Source organism: Sphingobium sp. FW305-3-2-15-F-TSA7 (genome assembly GCF_058787155.1).
The window spans coordinates 219,882-234,480 of the sequence record NZ_JBYSZM010000005.1; the positions used below are offsets into that span (position 1 = coordinate 219,882).

The 14,599-nt window shown below is 64.7% G+C and carries 16 protein-coding genes and 1 riboswitch; of the genes, 6 read left to right on the forward strand and 10 right to left on the reverse strand.

Annotated elements, in window-relative coordinates; all coding sequences use genetic code 11:
- Positions 1-12 precede the first annotated feature (12 nt).
- From AC3WN8_RS05675 to AC3WN8_RS05705, 7 genes are read right to left on the reverse strand one after another with little or no spacing between them, the layout of a single operon-like run.
- Entirely contained in the window at positions 13-1,032 is a 1,020-nt protein-coding gene (locus AC3WN8_RS05675) for a type II secretion system F family protein (protein WP_492668415.1), read from the reverse strand.
- Positions 1,033-1,045: 13 nt separating this feature from the next.
- Positions 1,046-2,017: a type II secretion system F family protein gene (locus tag AC3WN8_RS05680; RefSeq protein WP_492668416.1), complete on the reverse strand. Its 972-nt coding sequence runs from the start codon at positions 2,015-2,017 to the stop codon at positions 1,046-1,048.
- Positions 2,018-2,071: 54 nt separating this feature from the next.
- Positions 2,072-3,361 carry a pilus assembly protein CpaE gene (locus AC3WN8_RS05685; RefSeq protein ID WP_492668417.1) on the reverse strand — a complete coding sequence of 430 codons (1,290 nt, stop codon included), beginning with the start codon at positions 3,359-3,361 and terminating at the stop codon, positions 2,072-2,074.
- A gap of 1 nt (position 3,362) precedes the next feature.
- Complete coding sequence (locus AC3WN8_RS05690) at positions 3,363-4,010, reverse strand: CpaD family pilus assembly protein (RefSeq protein ID WP_492668418.1); 648 nt, start codon at positions 4,008-4,010, stop codon at positions 3,363-3,365.
- A gap of 14 nt (positions 4,011-4,024) precedes the next feature.
- Entirely contained in the window at positions 4,025-5,596 is a 1,572-nt protein-coding gene (locus AC3WN8_RS05695) for a type II and III secretion system protein family protein (protein ID WP_492668419.1), read from the reverse strand.
- Between the two features lies 1 nt (position 5,597).
- Entirely contained in the window at positions 5,598-6,599 is a 1,002-nt protein-coding gene (cpaB, locus tag AC3WN8_RS05700; RefSeq protein WP_492668420.1) for a Flp pilus assembly protein CpaB, read from the reverse strand.
- Between the two features lie 52 nt (positions 6,600-6,651).
- Positions 6,652-7,125 carry an A24 family peptidase gene (locus AC3WN8_RS05705; protein WP_492668421.1) on the reverse strand — a complete coding sequence of 158 codons (474 nt, stop codon included), beginning with the start codon at positions 7,123-7,125 and terminating at the stop codon, positions 6,652-6,654.
- A gap of 73 nt (positions 7,126-7,198) precedes the next feature.
- Here AC3WN8_RS05705 and AC3WN8_RS05710 point away from each other — a divergent pair, with 73 nt between their 5' ends.
- From AC3WN8_RS05710 to AC3WN8_RS05720, 3 genes are all read left to right on the forward strand, one after another.
- Positions 7,199-8,140 (forward strand): alpha/beta hydrolase, encoded by a 942-nt coding sequence (locus AC3WN8_RS05710; protein ID WP_492668422.1) that lies wholly within the window; start codon positions 7,199-7,201, stop codon positions 8,138-8,140.
- Positions 8,140-9,213, forward strand: coding sequence for an NAD(P)/FAD-dependent oxidoreductase (locus AC3WN8_RS05715; protein WP_492668423.1), 1,074 nt, complete (start codon positions 8,140-8,142; stop codon positions 9,211-9,213). Before AC3WN8_RS05710 ends, AC3WN8_RS05715 begins: the two co-directional genes overlap by 1 nt.
- Before the next feature lie 62 nt (positions 9,214-9,275).
- The gene (locus tag AC3WN8_RS05720) at positions 9,276-9,452 is read left to right on the forward strand and encodes a YegP family protein (protein WP_492668424.1); all 177 of its coding nucleotides are present in this window, start codon (positions 9,276-9,278) and stop codon (positions 9,450-9,452) included.
- Positions 9,453-9,614: 162 nt separating this feature from the next.
- Here AC3WN8_RS05720 and rnhA read toward each other — a convergent pair whose 3' ends face one another.
- From rnhA to ispH, 3 genes are read right to left on the reverse strand one after another with little or no spacing between them, the layout of a single operon-like run.
- Positions 9,615-10,061 carry a ribonuclease HI gene (rnhA, locus tag AC3WN8_RS05725; protein WP_492668425.1) on the reverse strand — a complete coding sequence of 149 codons (447 nt, stop codon included), beginning with the start codon at positions 10,059-10,061 and terminating at the stop codon, positions 9,615-9,617.
- Positions 10,058-11,017, reverse strand: coding sequence for a homoserine kinase (thrB, locus tag AC3WN8_RS05730; RefSeq protein ID WP_492668426.1), 960 nt, complete (start codon positions 11,015-11,017; stop codon positions 10,058-10,060). The genes rnhA and thrB overlap by 4 nt, the downstream gene beginning before the upstream one ends.
- Before the next feature lies 1 nt (position 11,018).
- A complete protein-coding gene (gene ispH / locus AC3WN8_RS05735) occupies positions 11,019-11,978 on the reverse strand; it encodes a 4-hydroxy-3-methylbut-2-enyl diphosphate reductase (protein ID WP_492668427.1) in 960 nt (319 codons plus the stop codon).
- Positions 11,979-12,084: 106 nt separating this feature from the next.
- Here ispH and AC3WN8_RS05740 point away from each other — a divergent pair, with 106 nt between their 5' ends.
- The 3 genes from AC3WN8_RS05740 (at position 12,085) to gcvH (ending at position 14,553) form a co-directional block, all read left to right on the forward strand.
- The gene (locus tag AC3WN8_RS05740) at positions 12,085-12,732 is read left to right on the forward strand and encodes a hypothetical protein (protein WP_492668439.1); all 648 of its coding nucleotides are present in this window, start codon (positions 12,085-12,087) and stop codon (positions 12,730-12,732) included.
- A gap of 74 nt (positions 12,733-12,806) precedes the next feature.
- Positions 12,807-12,898: riboswitch (glycine riboswitch) on the forward strand.
- Between the two features lie 159 nt (positions 12,899-13,057).
- Positions 13,058-14,185, forward strand: a complete 1,128-nt coding sequence (gene gcvT / locus AC3WN8_RS05745; RefSeq protein ID WP_492668428.1) for a glycine cleavage system aminomethyltransferase GcvT — start codon at positions 13,058-13,060, stop codon at positions 14,183-14,185.
- Positions 14,182-14,553, forward strand: a complete 372-nt coding sequence (gene gcvH / locus AC3WN8_RS05750; RefSeq protein WP_492668429.1) for a glycine cleavage system protein GcvH — start codon at positions 14,182-14,184, stop codon at positions 14,551-14,553. Before gcvT ends, gcvH begins: the two co-directional genes overlap by 4 nt.
- Positions 14,554-14,599 lie beyond the last annotated feature (46 nt).

Genomic DNA, 14,599 nt, shown 5'->3' on the forward strand with positions numbered 1-14,599 from the left:
GGCAGTATCCTGTCAGGGCGCCGCGCCGGTGGCGTTCCCGCTCAGGAAGCTGTCGGAGATCGAGCAGGCCGCGGGGCCGAGGATCACGACGAACAGCACGGGCAGGATGAACAGGATCAGCGGCACGGTCATGATCGCCGGCAGCCGCGCGGCCTTTTCCTCGGCGCGCATCATGCGTTCGTTGCGGAATTCGGCCGAAAGCACGCGCAGCGCCGAGGCGAGCGGCGTGCCGTATTTCTCGGTCTGGATCATGGTGGTCACGACGCCGCGAATGGCTTCGAGATCGACGCGCGAGGCCAGATTTTCGAACGCCATGCGACGTTCGGTGAGAAAGCCCAGCTCGATCGCGGTGAGCGCGAATTCCTCACCCAGTTCGGGATAGGCGCGGCCGAGCTCGCGTGAGACCCGGCCGAAAGCGGCATCGACGGTGAGGCCTGCCTCGGCGCAGATCACGAGCAGGTCGAGTGCGTCGGGCAGACCCTTGCGGATCGCGTCGCTGCGCTTCTGGATCTTGTTCTTGATATAGATGTCCGGAGCCTTGTAGCTCAGGATCAGAGCACCGGCCGCCAGACCGAATTTCTTGATCGCGCTCCAGTCCGGAAACCAGTCGAGCACATAGACGCCGAGCACGACGGTGCCGCCGATCACGAGCGGCAGGATCATGCGCGCGAAGATGACGGTGACCGCCAGATCCTTGGATCGGATGCCCGCCTGGGCCAGCTTGATCTGCGCCGCTTTCACCTGCTCGTCCTGCAGCACCTTGAAGGTCTTCAGGAACTCGCGGATACGGTCGGTGGTCTCGCTCTGATGGACCAGCTTGGCCCGGCGGCGGGAGGTTGAGGCGACGATACCGGCCTTGAGCTGCTCGCGCCGTGCGTTGAGTGCCTTGACGCGTTTGATCATCGGGTCGCGCACGGTGGTCGCCGCGTAGAGCGCGACGAGCATGGCGAAAGTCGCGACGGCGGCCAGAATGGTCGCCACCCAGATCACGTCGACTCCCAACAGGGTCGGTCCGGCAGGTGCGTTGGTCATGTCTATCCGCCCCTTAGATCTCGAAACTGACCATCTTGGCCATGATCGCGCTGCCGATGCCCATCCAGATCAGTCCGCCGAGTCCGGCGATGATCAGCCGCTGATCGCTGAAGAACTGGCCCATGTAGTCGGGGCTCTGTGCGTAGATCAGCGCGAAGACAAGGAAGGGCAGCGAGCCGACGATATAGGCGGAGGCTTTGGATTCCGACGACATCGCCTTGATCTTGAGCTTCATCTGCGCGCGTTTGCGCAGCACGTCGGCCAAGTTGGACAATGTCTCGGCCAGATTGCCGCCGGTCTCGCGCTGGATGGCGAGTGTGATCACGAAGAACTGGAATTCGGGCGTGCCGAGCCGGTCTGCGACATCCTGGAGCGCTGCTTCCATGGTGCGCCCGATGCGGATCTTGTCGCCGACGGTGCTGAACTCCTCGCCAACGGGCCCTGGTATCTCCTTGGCGACGACGGTCAGCGTTTCCGAGATCGGCAGGCCGGCGCGAAGGCCGCGCACGAGCAGCTCGATCGCATCCGGAAAACGCGTCGTGAAGGTCTTGATCCGCTTTCTGATGAGATGGCTGACCGTCATGTGCGGAATCGCCAGCGCCATCATCACGCCCAAAAGGATGGACAGTGCCAAGGGGCCCCCCAGAAGCGTCGCCAGTGTTGTGAAGCCTATGCCGATCGCGAATGAGGCGAGCCCATATTGGCCCAGCGTCCAGTTTTTGCCGGTCCGCGCGATGCGCTGTTTGAGCAATGTGGGATTGGGCAGGATCTGCGAGGCGACATTGTCCATCTTCGTCGCCTGGCGCGCGGAGATCGCCTTGCGCATCTGTGCCTCGATCGAGGCGGCCGCCGATGCGGCGTGACGGTCCTTCGCCGAGGACAGGCGTCGCGACAGCGCCTTGCTGGTCGACGGGCCGGAAAAAGCCACGAAAACCAGCAGCAGGGTGGCGCACGCCCCGATCGTCAGCACGATTATCGGCATCATCGGCCTATTCCCTCAACCGCACCGGATTTCCGGTGCTCCATTCCGACCGCGGCTTCAGGCCGCGGTCTTCGCCCGCTTTGCCTTGGGCATCAGCGATTTTATGTCGCCAAGCTTGCCGAGCAGGGATTTGCCCTTGCTCGAATTGCCTTCGACCTCCGCGACTGCCTCGACGGTCGAGAGCAGACGATTGGAGAGCTCGAGCAACGCCTGACTGACTTTCGAACCTTTGCCGGCTTCAGCCAATGGCTTGCCGAGCTTTGCCGCCTGCGCCGCGATCTTGGTGTCGAGCGGGACGATCATGTCGACCTTGCGTTCGATCGAGGATTCGAACTCCTTGCGGCTCACCTCGGGAGCGCCGGTGGTCGGCACGCGATTGGCGACGACAAGCACACGCGCATGAGGTGCGTTGCTCTTGAGCCACGACTGGATCCTGATGACGTCGCGGGCGGCAGCGAGCGTCAGCTCGGTCACGATGACGGTTGCCTGCACCTCCTGCAGCAGATGCGGATGCTGGATCAGCATGTTGCGCGGCAGATCGATGACGGTGCATTCGAATGCCGCCCGCAGTTCCTCCTGGAGCTGGAAGAACGCTGATCCGTCGGTCAGCATCGACTGGCTGAGCGGCGCTTCGGCCGACAGGATCGACAGCTTGTCGCTTGCCCGCACCATCGCGCGTTCGATGAACAGTCCGTCGATCCGGCTCGGATTCTCGATTGCGTCGGTCAGGCCGCGGCCGGGCTCGAGATCGAGTGCCAGCGCGCCGGTGCCGAAATGGACGTCGAGATCGAGGATCGCGGTCGAGCGGCTGGATTTCTCGCCGAACAGCCAGGCGAGCGAGGTTGCGATGGTGGATGCGCCAACGCCGCCGCGTGCGCCGATGACGGCGGTCATGACATGCGGACGTTCGATACCCGTATCGACATGTTTGGGCGTGCTCAGCGTCGCCTGGGCCTGGGCGAAGGCGTCGCGGAGCTGGTCGGGATTAAGGGGCTTCAGCAGGTAATCCTGGATACCGCTGGCGACGAGATCGCGATAGAGACGTACGTCGTTGACCTGGCCGGCCGCGATCACGATCGTGCCGGGCTCGCAGACTTCGGCAAGTGCGTTGATGTCGTTGAGCGGATCGCCCGATTCCGACAGGTCGACGAACAACAGGTTCGGACTCGCCGAGACCGAGAGCGATTGTACGGCGTTACGCAGCCCGCCCTTGTTGACCTTGTCGGGCAGCCAGCCGAGCTCGACCGCGACCGAGCGCAGCGTCTCGGCCGTCGTCTCGTCGCAGACATAGGCGCTGAACGGTTCGCGGAGCGCTGTGCCGCGCGAAGGATTCCACGGTGCGTTCATGTCATTGCGCTCCCTTGCTGCTCTCTTGTTTCAGATCGGAAGCACCCGTCGGTGCCTTGTCGCGGAAGGTCTTGATCGCCTTGCTCGAAACCCGCGGGTCGGTGCTGCCACTCTGTCCGCGAACGAGATCCTCGGGATTGGCGACCATCGCCGCGAGATTGGTGTTGGATGCGCAGCCATAGTTGGACATGGTCGACGCTTCATATTCGGGCTGGGATGGACGGCTCCAGTCAGGGCAGCCGCGCACCGAAGCCGACATGCGACTGACGACCACGCGGACCATGCCTCCTCCGACGGCCCCCGTCGTGACCGGCGCGCCGTCATTCAGGAGCAGGCCATAGCGTGCGGCCACGGTCGCGACCGCGTCGCGACTGGCCGCGCTGCCATAGGGCGAAGGATCGTCGATCGAGATGCGGTCGCCATAACCGACGCGCAGCGTATCGAACCAGCCGGCAAGGCGCCGGGATTCACCATCCGCCAGCCCGCCATTTCCGCCGGTATTGAGATCGAGCGCATAGTCGAGCCGGTTGACGACCGGCTGATGCACCGGTTCCATGCCCGTATTGCGGGTGCCGCCGCACGCACCGAGCGTCAGGCTGAGTGCGAGAATGACGGGGGTGGCGGCCTTGCGGACGAGATTGCTGTTCATGGAAAGCCTCACAATCAATCGAAGCTGAAACCGGGCTTCGCCGGAGCGGCGCCCTTGGGTTGCGGCACAACCGGTGCCTGGGCCACCTTGGACGCGGGCTGTTGCGGCGCGTTGTCCGGCAGGCTGCCACTGGGCAGCGCGGCGCTGGGGCCGCCGTCCGGAGAGACGCCGGGCTTGATCGTCTGCGGAGCACCCGCCGAAGGCATTGGTCGCTTCTGCCCGGATTTGCCCTCGAAGGTCTGCCCGAGCAGGAAGGCTTCGGCGTCGTTGGTCGCGCGATAGCCATCGTTCGGAAGCGCGATCTCGTTCGCCGACACCGGCTTGACCAGATAAGGCGTGACCACGATCACGAGCTCGCTTTCCGCCCGGGTCCAGCGCTTGGACCGGAACAGGGCACCCAGGATCGGAAGGTCACCCAGAAAAGGGGCCTTATCCATCGAGTTATTGCTGGAATTGCTCAGCAGTCCGCCGATGACGAAGCTTTGTCCCGAACCAAGTTCGACGGTCGTTTCCGCCCGGCGTGTGGTGATGCCCGGAATCTCGAAATCGTTCAGCGTGACCGATCCAGCGCTCGAAAGTTGCGACACTTCCGGGCGCACGCGCATGGAGATGCGACCATCGGCAAGAACTGTCGGGGTAAAAGCCAGGCTGACGCCATATTGCTTGTACTCGACCGATACCTGACCCAGTCCCGTGCTCACCGGGATGGGGATCTCGCCGCCGGCCAGGAAGCTGGCGGTTTCACCCGAAAGCGCGGTCAGGTTCGGATTGGCAAGTGTGGTGACAAGGCCGTCATTCTCGGCAAGGTCGAGCGCGCCGAGCACGTTGAGGCCGAAAAGCTTGCCGGCCGCGGCAAGCGTGGTTGAACCTTCGATTCCGGTGAAGGTCGCCTTCCCGGTCGTCGCGTCGACTTTCACCGCGTTGGGTCGACCCTGAGTGAGGCCGAACATGAAACCGCCGGTCGGATCGCTCGCGAGGAGATTGAAGCCGATCTGTTTGCTCAGTTCGCGGCTGACTTCGGCGATCTTGACCTGGAGATTGACCTGGAGCGGTGTCGCCGTGCGCAACCGGCTGACGACCTGGCTGCCGGCACCAATAAACGCCTGGGCGAGACGCTCGGCTTCTGCCGCGTCGTCCGGGCTGGCGACGGTACCGGTGAGCAGCAACAGGCCGTTCATCGGCGTCGACTGGATCTGTGCGTCGGGCATCGCCAGACGCAGCATGGCATCGACCGAGCCGATATTGGTCCCGACGCGGACGGTGGCCGAATAGGCGACCTTGCCTGATTTGGTCGTGGCGTAGATCGTCGTCTCACCGGCCGCCTTCGCAAAGACGTAGAGCTGGGTCGCGGAGCGGACCTGGACATCGGCAATGCCGTTGTCGGCGACGAACAGGTCGGTCATCGGTGCCGGAAGATTCACCAGCGTGCCACGACCGATCGAAAGATTGAGAGTGTTGGCGGGCTGCGAAGCGCCGTTGGGCTGCGCCGCGAGCGGGACTATTCCGGCCGTGCCCGCACCCAGGGCGAGGACGGCGGCAAGCGCGGTCCCCAGCGCCTGGCGCTTGGTCATGTTGAAGATTGGCATCTTACTTTCCCCCCACAGGAACTTCGGTGATGTTGTTGCCGCGCGCGACCCGGACGACCGGACCCTGCGGCGCATAAACGGCCGACGGCGCCGAGCCGCCCTGCGCCGCCGCCGATGCGGCAGGACGCGGTGCGACGGGGAGCGAGCGGCGCTGGAAGCGGGAGACATCGGCGCCGGTGACGAACGTCGTGTCGGTGTCGATCGGGCGCGAAGCGATGGCGAGTAGCATCTGCTTCTCGGCCTTCGGATCGGCGTTGTCGGGCACAGACACTTCGCCGGCGGCGATAGCGCGCTCCAGTTCGGCGGTGTTGTCGGCGATCGAGCGCAGCGACAGCGACAGCTGGCCGATGGTCTGCGCGACCGCGATCTTCTCGGCGATCCTCGGCGTCGCTTCGATCGTGACCGTGGAGAAGGTCCTGACTTCGGCCTTGCCTTCGTCGTTGGTGTTGGTGGTGCGCTGGTCGGTGGCGAGCACGCGCAGATTGCGGATGATCGTTTCCGAGGTCTTGAGCGCGGGCCCGTCGCCACCGACTTCCTGCGTCAACACCAAGTCGACGCGGTCGCCCGGAAAGACGAAACCGGCAACGCTGGTCGCGGCACCGACGGAAACCGTCACCGCGCGCATGCCCGGGCCGAGTGCTGCGGCCAGGAAGCCGCGATCGCCCGGCTTGACGAGCGAGCCCTGGGTCATCGGCTGGCCGGCGGTGATCGCGTAGCGCACCACGGTGCCGGAAAGCGCGGCGGGATCGACTTCGCCCTTGATATAGTAAGCGCTCTGGATGAGATCCTTCGGCCAGGGCTGGAAGCGGAAGCTGTCCGGCTCGATGATCGTTCCCACCGGCATGGCGCGGGTTGCGACCAGAACTTCGGGCCCGGCCGGCATTGTCGGTGCCGCCGCGGCGCTTGGCGCCGATGCGCCGGAGAACATGCTCTTCGCCATGAAAGCGGTCACTGCTGCAATGAGCAGTGCGCCAACCAGCAATGCGATCTTCTTTACGTCCATGACGTCTCTCACCCTCTGAGCCGGCCCCCCCAAAAAGGCCCGCGATGTTTCATCAAGCAAATTGGTTAAAATACTGTTCGGACATCACCCAAAACCCGCCCACGGCGATTGCAACGCCATAGGGAACTTCGATTTTACCCTGCATTTTCCTGATCTTGTGGCCGATTACCGCGATGATCGTAATCACGCCGCCCGCGACCGCCATGATGAACAGCATGCTGATCAACGGCATGATCGGCAGCCACAGCGCGAGGGCGCCGAGCAATTTCACGTCGCCGCCGCCCATTGCGCCGGTTGCATAGATCGCAGTGAAGACCGCGAACACCCCAAGCGCGATGCCGATCTGGATCGCGACGTCGGGCCATAGCGAATAGCTGGCCGCCCACCAGTAGATGGGGGCCAGCAGCGCGATGGCGCCGTTGGTCCAATGCTCGATCGTCCGGCCCTTGAGGTCGGTATATACCGCCGTGAGCAGCAGGCAGCCGAGCGCGGCCACTAGAATATTCGTTAAAATTCCCCCGGTCATACCGCTAGGCCTAGACGCTATGCCTTACGAAACCGTAACCAAGGTCATGGCTGATGCTTCGGAAGAATTTGCGGTGATCGACCGTCGAGCCGTCCCGCGCGGGGCAGTGATCCGTCACGAGCCGGCGGCCGATGGCTGGCCGCTGCGCGTGTTCGACTGGCCGGTCGATACGGCGCCTGCACGCGGCACTTTGCTGTTTCAGGGCGGACGCGGCGATATCCTTGAGAAATACCTGGAATCCTTCGCGCATTGGCATCGCCGCGGCTGGCGGGTGACGAGCTTCGACTGGCGTGGGCAGGGCGGCTCGGGGCGTTTCGCGGCCGATCCGCTGGTCGGTCATGCCGACGATTTCGCACCCTGGATCGATGATCTTGCGGCCCGTTTCGCCGCACTTCGGGAATCGTCGCCCGGTCCGCATGTGATCGTCGCACACTCGATGGGCGGGCATCTGGTGCTGCGCGCGCTGGAGGAGAAGCGGATCGCGCCGGACGCGGTCGCGCTGGTTGCGCCGATGCTCGGACTGCAAAGCGCGCCGTTCAGCCCCGCGATCGCGGAAAAGGTCGCGCGCTTCATGGCGCGGATCGGCGATCCCGCGCGCGCCGCGTGGAAGAGCAACGAACGCCCGGCACCGCCCGGGGCCTCGCGCCGGAAGTTCCTCACCCATTCGAACGATCGTTATGAGGACGAACTGTGGTGGAAGGCGGCGAAACCCGAGCTTGCGCTTGGGCCGCCAAGCTGGAAATGGCTGGCGGTGGCCTATCGTTCGACTCTCGACAGTTTTCTGCCCGGTCGCCTGGAAGCGGTGAGGACACCGCTGCTGCTGCTATGTGCCGATCGCGACAGGCTGGTGCGTCCGGCGGCGATCCGCGAGGCCGCACATCGCCTGCCCAATGCCGAACTGATGCGCTTCGGTGACGAATCCGCGCATGAGATCCTGCGGGAAGTCGAACCGGTGCGCGATCGTGCCCTGGCGGCGATCGATGATTTCCTGGACAGGCACGCCCCGGTCGACTGATGCGCTACGACATCGTGATCGTCGGCGCCGGCATTGCGGGCGCGAGCCTGGCCGCGGAGCTGGCGCCGCATGTCTCGGTTGCGATGATCGAGGCCGAGGATAGCCCGGGCTATCACGCGACCGGGCGTTCGGCGGCGTTCTGGAGCGAGACCTATGGCGGCCCCGCCATCCAGCCGCTGACGACCGCGTCGGGCGCCGCGCTCCGGGACGGTGGTTTTCTCGATCCGATGGGCGCGCTTCATATCGGCCGCGCGCATGATCGCATCGCCTTCGATGCCCTGCTCGGCAGCTTCCTATCCAGCGGTGTCGTGCTGACCGAGGTCGATCCTGCCGCCCATGTCCCCGGGCTCAGGCCCGAATGGACATTGGGAGTGCTGGAAGCGAGCTGTGCCTATATCGACGTCGCCGCGCTTCATGCTGATTGCCTTGCACGGGCACGCCGCCGCGGTGCCGCGCTGCTGACCCGAGCCAGCCTTGTCGCCGCGGCGCGCGATGCTGCCGGTTGGGTCATCGACAGCGCGTCCGGCCCGATCCGGGCGGATATCCTGGTCGACGCGGCGGGGGCATGGGCCGATCCGGTGGCGGGCCGCGCGGGCGTCCGGCCACTCGGTATTCGCCCCTATCGTCGAACCGTGGCGCAGATCCGCACGACACCGGTCCGCCCCGACGCGCTGCCTATCGTGATCGATATTGGCGGGGGCTTCTATTTCAAGCCCGAGGCGGGCGGGCGGCTCTGGCTGACGCCTCATGACGAGAGTCCGACCGATCCGTGCGATGCCGCTCCGGAGGAGATCGATGTCGCAATCGCAATCGACCGGTTCGAAGGCGCGGTCGACTGGCGTGTCGACGCCGTCGAACGGAAATGGGCAGGATTGCGCAGTTTCGCGCCGGACCGGCTGCCCGTCTACGGCTTTGACCCCGCAATGCCGGGTTTCTTCTGGTGTGCCGGACAGGGCGGCTTCGGCATCCAGACCGCACCCGCCGCCGCCAGGCTGGCGGCAGCGCTGATATTGGGCCACTCACCCGATCCGGGGATCGATCCGGCGCTCTATGATCCGGCCCGGTTCGAATAGGCTTGGCAGATGCATTCCGCACGCTAGTCTCGATTGATCGAGATCAACAAGGAGTCGGATCCATGGCGCACAAGTTCGTGATCGAGAAGAACAAGGCCGGCGAGTTCGTGGCCAAGTTCAAATATAATAGCGAGATCATGTTCTGGACCGAAGGCTATTCGAGCAAGACGAGCGCCAAGGACGCGATCGAGTCGCTCAAGAAGAACGGCCCCGATGCGGAAGTTGAAGACTTGAGCTAAAATCGTTGTACGTGATCTCGAAGATGCTGACGCATTCGAGATTGGTTCGCTCGGTCGTCGCGAAGGCTCATGCCACGACCCAAGGAACGACGTTCATCGGATAACGGTATTGGGACCGATCGACATTCACTTCAGATTGTTTCAATCTGAAGTGATCTTGGTCTAGCGCGGCTGGGCGAGTGCGGCGTCGCTCGCCAGTCGGTCGGCGCGTTCATTGTCGGGGTGGCCGGCATGGCCTTTCACCCACAGCCATTCGATGCGGTGCGGCTTGATCGCCGCGAGCAGTTCCTGCCATAGCTCGGCATTCTTCACCGGCTTGCGATCGGCGGTCTTCCAGCCATTTTTCTGCCAGCCGAAGATCCAGCGGGTGATGCCGTCCTTCACATAGTTGCTGTCGGTCGACAGCGTGACGCGGCATGGGCGATTGAGCGCTTCGAGCGCCTTGATCGCGGCCATCAGTTCCATGCGGTTGTTGGTGGTGTGCGGCTCGCCGCCCGATAGCTCCTTCTCGTGGCTTCCCATCCGGATCAGAGCACCCCAGCCGCCGCGCCCGGGATTGCCCTTGCACGCGCCATCGGTCGCGATTTCGACATGCGGCAGCTCACTCATCGTGCAAAGAGTCCCGGATTGGCGGCATAGACGTCGAGCCTGCGCAGGAATGCCAGCGGATCCTTGCGGTTCACCATCGCATCGGCCGGCGTATTGAGCCAGTCCCAGGCGCGGGTGAGCAGGAAGCGCAGGCACGCGCCACGCGCCAGCACGGGCAGCGCCGCGCGCTCGGCGTCGCTCAGCCCGAAACCGGCATCATAACCCGCAATCAGCGCCGCGCCGAGATCGGCATGATAGCCGGTGCCGTCATTCTCGAAGCTCCATGCCGCGTGCGTCACCGCCACGTCCCAGGCCCGGATCTCGCGGCAGGCGAAATAGAAATCGATCAGCCCGGTCACCGTGTCGCCGAGCATCAGCACATTGTCGGGGAACAGGTCGGCATGGATCACCGCGGTCGGCAGGTCGGCCGGCCAATGGGCGTCGAGAAAGGCGAGCTCGTCGGCAACGCGCTGTCCCAGTCCGCTGGCGATCCTGTCGAGATCGTCGCCGCATCGTTCGGCAAGCTCATGCCAGCCGGCCAGCCCAAGGGCGTTGGGGCGGTCGCCGGCGAAATCGGCGAGCGCGGCGTGCATCCGGCCGAGCGCTTCGCCGACCGCCTGCGCCTGCGTCGCGGTCGGGTGGCTGACCGAAACGCCGGAGAGGAATTCGATCAGACAGGCGGGGCGCCCGGCGACCTGCTGAAGCTGGACACCGTCGCGATCCTTGATCGTGCGCGGCACACGATTGCCGGCATCGGCGAGATGGTCGAGCAAGGCGAAGAAGAAGGGCAGGTCGTCGACATCGACGCGCTTCTCGTAGAGTGTCAGGAAGAAGCGATGCAGGTCGGTCTCGACCAGGTAATTGCTGTTCTCGACACCCTCTGCGATGCCCTTGGCCGATACGAGCTGGCCGGCATCTTCGTAGCGCGTCAGAAGCGCCGCCATCTCTTCGGCGGAAACCTGCGTGTAGACGGCCATGTCAGGCGGCTTCGAGGCCGCGAGGCAGCTTGAAGGCGATCGATTCGACCGTGGTCTCGACCTCGCGTTCGCTGACGTCGAAGCGGGTGGCGAGCCGGTCGACCACTTCGCGCACCAGCAATTCGGGGGCCGAGGCGCCCGCGGTGATCCCCAGTCGGGTGACACCCCGGAGCCAGTCGAAATCGAGATCGGCGGCGCGCTGGATCAGCTGCGCGCGCGTGCCTTCGCGTTCGGCGACTTCGACCAGGCGCAGCGAGTTGGATGAATTGGGGGCGCCGATCACGATCATCGCATCGCATGACGACGCGATCGCCTTGACCGCCGATTGGCGATTGGAGGTCGCGTAACAGATATCCTCGCCGCGCGGTTCGCCGATGGTCGGAAAACGGGTGCGCAACGCTGCGACGATCGCGGCGGTGTCGTCGACCGACAGCGTGGTCTGGGTCAGGAAAGCGAGATTGTCGGCATTGTCGGGGGCCAGTTCCGTCACATCCTCGACCGTCTCGATCAATGTCATCGTTCCTTCGGGCACCTGGCCGAACGTCCCGATCACTTCGGGATGGCCGCGATGGCCGATGAACAGGATGTGCCGGCCGGATGCGACCAGCCGTTCGGCCTGGCGATGGACCTTGGAGACCAGCGGGCAGGTGGCGTCGAGATAGGACAGCCCACGCTCGGCCGCCTTTGCCGGCACCGCCTTGGGCACGCCGTGTGCGGAAAAGACCACGGGCGCATCGTCGGGCACCTCGTCCAACTCCTCGACGAAGATCGCGCCCTTCGCCTTCAATCCGTCGACGACGAAGCGATTATGGACGATTTCGTGGCGGACATAGACCGGCACGCCATATTTCTCGATCGCGAGTTCGACGATGCGGATGGCGCGGTCCACGCCTGCGCAGAAGCCGCGCGGCGCCGCGATCAGCAGCTCGAGAGGCGGACGCGAAGAGACGGTTTCGATCATTGCCCGGCCTCTACGCGATTGCTTGCCTCTGCGAAAGCCGCTTCCTATGATCGCGTCCGCCGCCTATCGGCTGATCTGCGGTTCTCTCCGCTCGCCTGAAGGAAGTCTGTCTGTGCCCGATCTGAAGCCGTTTATCCTCGTCGCCGCGCTCGCCAGCCTGGGTGCCTGCGCGAAAGACAATCAGATCGATGCCAGCGGTGGTATCACCGTCACGCGCTCTGCCTGCCCGGCGGTTGCGATTCCCGCCTATACCGGCGACGTCACTTTGTTCGACCCGCCCGCCAGCCGCGAGGCGCGTGCGATCGACGTGGTCGCTTCGATCACCAATCTGCGCTCGAACTGCAACGATACCGGGGCGGAAATCGCCGCGGACGTGACCTTCGACGTTGTCGCGACGCGCACCAATGCCAGTGGCGCGCGTGAAGTGGTGCTGCCCTATTTCGCAACGGTCGTGCGCGGCGGCCGCGCCGTCGTCTCCAAACGGCTCAGCCGCGTCGCGGTTCGTTTCGAGGATGGGCAGACCCGGGCGACCGCGACGGCGGGCGCGGGTGCGACGGTCAATCGCGCCGCGGCGACCCTGCCCGACGATATCCGCCAGCAGATCGTCCGTCGCCGCAAGCCCGGAGACACCGATGCCGCGATCGATCCCTTGTCGATTCCCGCGGTGCGCGATGCGGTCAGCCGCGCCAGTTTCGAACTGCTGGTCGGGTTTCAGCTCACCAACGAGCAGCTTCAGTACAACGCGACGAGGTGACATCGGGTGTAAACGGCGATTGACTCGAATCGTCGTGTCGCCCAAGCCGGATTCGTCGCTGGCGGGTAACCGTCGGGGATCGCGCGGGAGAGCCCTCGGACATGTCCGGGGCGCCGAAGGAGCAACCGCCCCGGAATCTCTCAGGCCACTGGACCGCGCGGTCTAAGGCACTCTGGAAAGCGTTTCGGCGAAGGCCGGAACCACCGAAGGGGTAAGCTGCGCGTTTTCGCGCCGTGAAAGCTCTCAGGTTCCGTGACAGAGGGGGCAGCAAGACAGGGCACGATTGCGTGCATTGTCGGCTGTGGACCGTCACGGGAGTAGTTTGATGAGCGAAGACACCGATATCGCAGAAGCCGCTGAGCTCTTGCCGCTTGATGCCTGGCATCGTGCGCGTGGCGCGCGCATGGTGGCCTTTGCCGGCTATTCGATGCCGATCCAGTATGAAGGGATCATGGCGGAGCATCTGTGGACGCGTGAATCCGCCGGGTTGTTCGACGTCAGCCATATGGGGCAGCTGCTGTTCAGCGGCGATGATGCCGATGCCGCGCTCGAGACGCTGCTGCCCGGCAATATCAAGGAATTGGGCGCGGGGCGGATGCGCTATTCGCTGCTGCTCGACGAAAATGGCGGCATTCTCGACGATCTGATGGTCACGCGCCGGACCGACGACATCTATATGGTCGTCAACGGTGCGACCAAGTTCGAGGATATCGGCGTGCTGCGCGAGCATCTGCCCGACGAGATCACGATGAATCACCTGGAGGATCAGGCGCTGATCGCGCTGCAGGGCCCCAAGGCCGTCGACGCGCTGGCGCGGATCGTGCCGGGCGTCGAGGCGTTGTTCTTCATGGAAGCGGGCGCGTTCGGCTGGAACGGCACGGCTTTGTGGGTCAGCCGCTCCGGCTATACCGGTGAGGACGGGTTCGAGATTTCGGTGCCGGCGGATGCCGTCGAGGCATTTGCGGAAGCGCTGGCCAGCCAGCCCGAGGTCAAGCCGATCGGCCTGGGCGCGCGCGACTCGCTGCGGCTTGAGGCGGGACTGCCGCTCTACGGCCATGATCTGGACCCGCGGGTGACGCCGGTCGGCGCCGACCTGACCTTCGCGATGCAGAAGCGTCGCCGCACCGAAGGCGGTTTCATGGGCGCCGACATCATCCTCAAGCAACTTGCCGAAGGCGCGCCGAGCAAGCGCGTCGGCCTGGCGGTAGAGGGGCGCATGCCCGTCCGCGAAGGCGCCGTCCTGTACAGCGGCGACCGTCAGGTTGGCGTCGTGACCTCGGGCGGCTTCGCTCCCAGTGTCGGCGCGCCGATCGCAATGGGCTATGTGACTGCCGATCTTGCCGCCGTCGACACGCCGCTCGAAGCCGAGGTACGCGGCAAGCGGGTGCCTGTCGCCGTCGCCGCCATGCCCTTCGTTCCCCATCGCTATCACCGCAAAGGAGCCCCGAAATGAGCCGCTATTTCACCGAGGATCACGAGTGGGTCGATGTCGACGGAGAGATCGGCACCGTCGGCATCACCGATTATGCGCAGAGCCAGCTCGGCGACATCGTGTTCGTCGAAGTCCCTGCCGAGGGCAAGCAACTCGCCAAGGGCGATGATGCCGCCGTGGTCGAAAGCGTGAAGGCCGCCTCCGACGTCTATTCGCCCGTCTCCGGCACCGTCATCGAGGGCAATGCCGATCTCGCCGACGATCCCGCGCTGGTGAACGGTTCGGCCGAGGAGGATGGCTGGTTCTTCAAGCTGACCTTGTCCGACATGTCGGAACTCGAAGGCCTGATGGACGAAGCCGCCTACGCAGCATTCGTCGAAAAGCTCTGAACTAAGCCCCTCCCCTTCAGGGGAGGGGCTTAGTTCAGAGCTTTTC

Excerpts from the sequence above, each read along its gene's own strand:
- AC3WN8_RS05675 (WP_492668415.1), bottom strand. The coding sequence starts at position 1,032 with ATGACCAACGCACCTGCCGGACCGACCCTGTTGGGAGTCGACGTGATC.
- AC3WN8_RS05680 (WP_492668416.1), bottom strand. The coding sequence starts at position 2,017 with ATGATGCCGATAATCGTGCTGACGATCGGGGCGTGCGCCACCCTGCTG.
- AC3WN8_RS05685 (WP_492668417.1), bottom strand. The coding sequence starts at position 3,361 with ATGAACGCACCGTGGAATCCTTCGCGCGGCACAGCGCTCCGCGAACCG.
- AC3WN8_RS05690 (WP_492668418.1), bottom strand. The coding sequence starts at position 4,010 with ATGAACAGCAATCTCGTCCGCAAGGCCGCCACCCCCGTCATTCTCGCA.
- AC3WN8_RS05695 (WP_492668419.1), bottom strand. The coding sequence starts at position 5,596 with ATGCCAATCTTCAACATGACCAAGCGCCAGGCGCTGGGGACCGCGCTT.
- cpaB (WP_492668420.1), bottom strand. The coding sequence starts at position 6,599 with ATGGACGTAAAGAAGATCGCATTGCTGGTTGGCGCACTGCTCATTGCA.
- AC3WN8_RS05705 (WP_492668421.1), bottom strand. The coding sequence starts at position 7,125 with ATGACCGGGGGAATTTTAACGAATATTCTAGTGGCCGCGCTCGGCTGC.
- AC3WN8_RS05715 (WP_492668423.1), top strand. The coding sequence starts at position 8,140 with ATGCGCTACGACATCGTGATCGTCGGCGCCGGCATTGCGGGCGCGAGC.
- AC3WN8_RS05720 (WP_492668424.1), top strand. The coding sequence starts at position 9,276 with ATGGCGCACAAGTTCGTGATCGAGAAGAACAAGGCCGGCGAGTTCGTG.
- rnhA (WP_492668425.1), bottom strand. The coding sequence starts at position 10,061 with ATGAGTGAGCTGCCGCATGTCGAAATCGCGACCGATGGCGCGTGCAAG.
- thrB (WP_492668426.1), bottom strand. The coding sequence starts at position 11,017 with ATGGCCGTCTACACGCAGGTTTCCGCCGAAGAGATGGCGGCGCTTCTG.
- ispH (WP_492668427.1), bottom strand. The coding sequence starts at position 11,978 with ATGATCGAAACCGTCTCTTCGCGTCCGCCTCTCGAGCTGCTGATCGCG.
- gcvT (WP_492668428.1), top strand. The coding sequence starts at position 13,058 with ATGAGCGAAGACACCGATATCGCAGAAGCCGCTGAGCTCTTGCCGCTT.
- gcvH (WP_492668429.1), top strand. The coding sequence starts at position 14,182 with ATGAGCCGCTATTTCACCGAGGATCACGAGTGGGTCGATGTCGACGGA.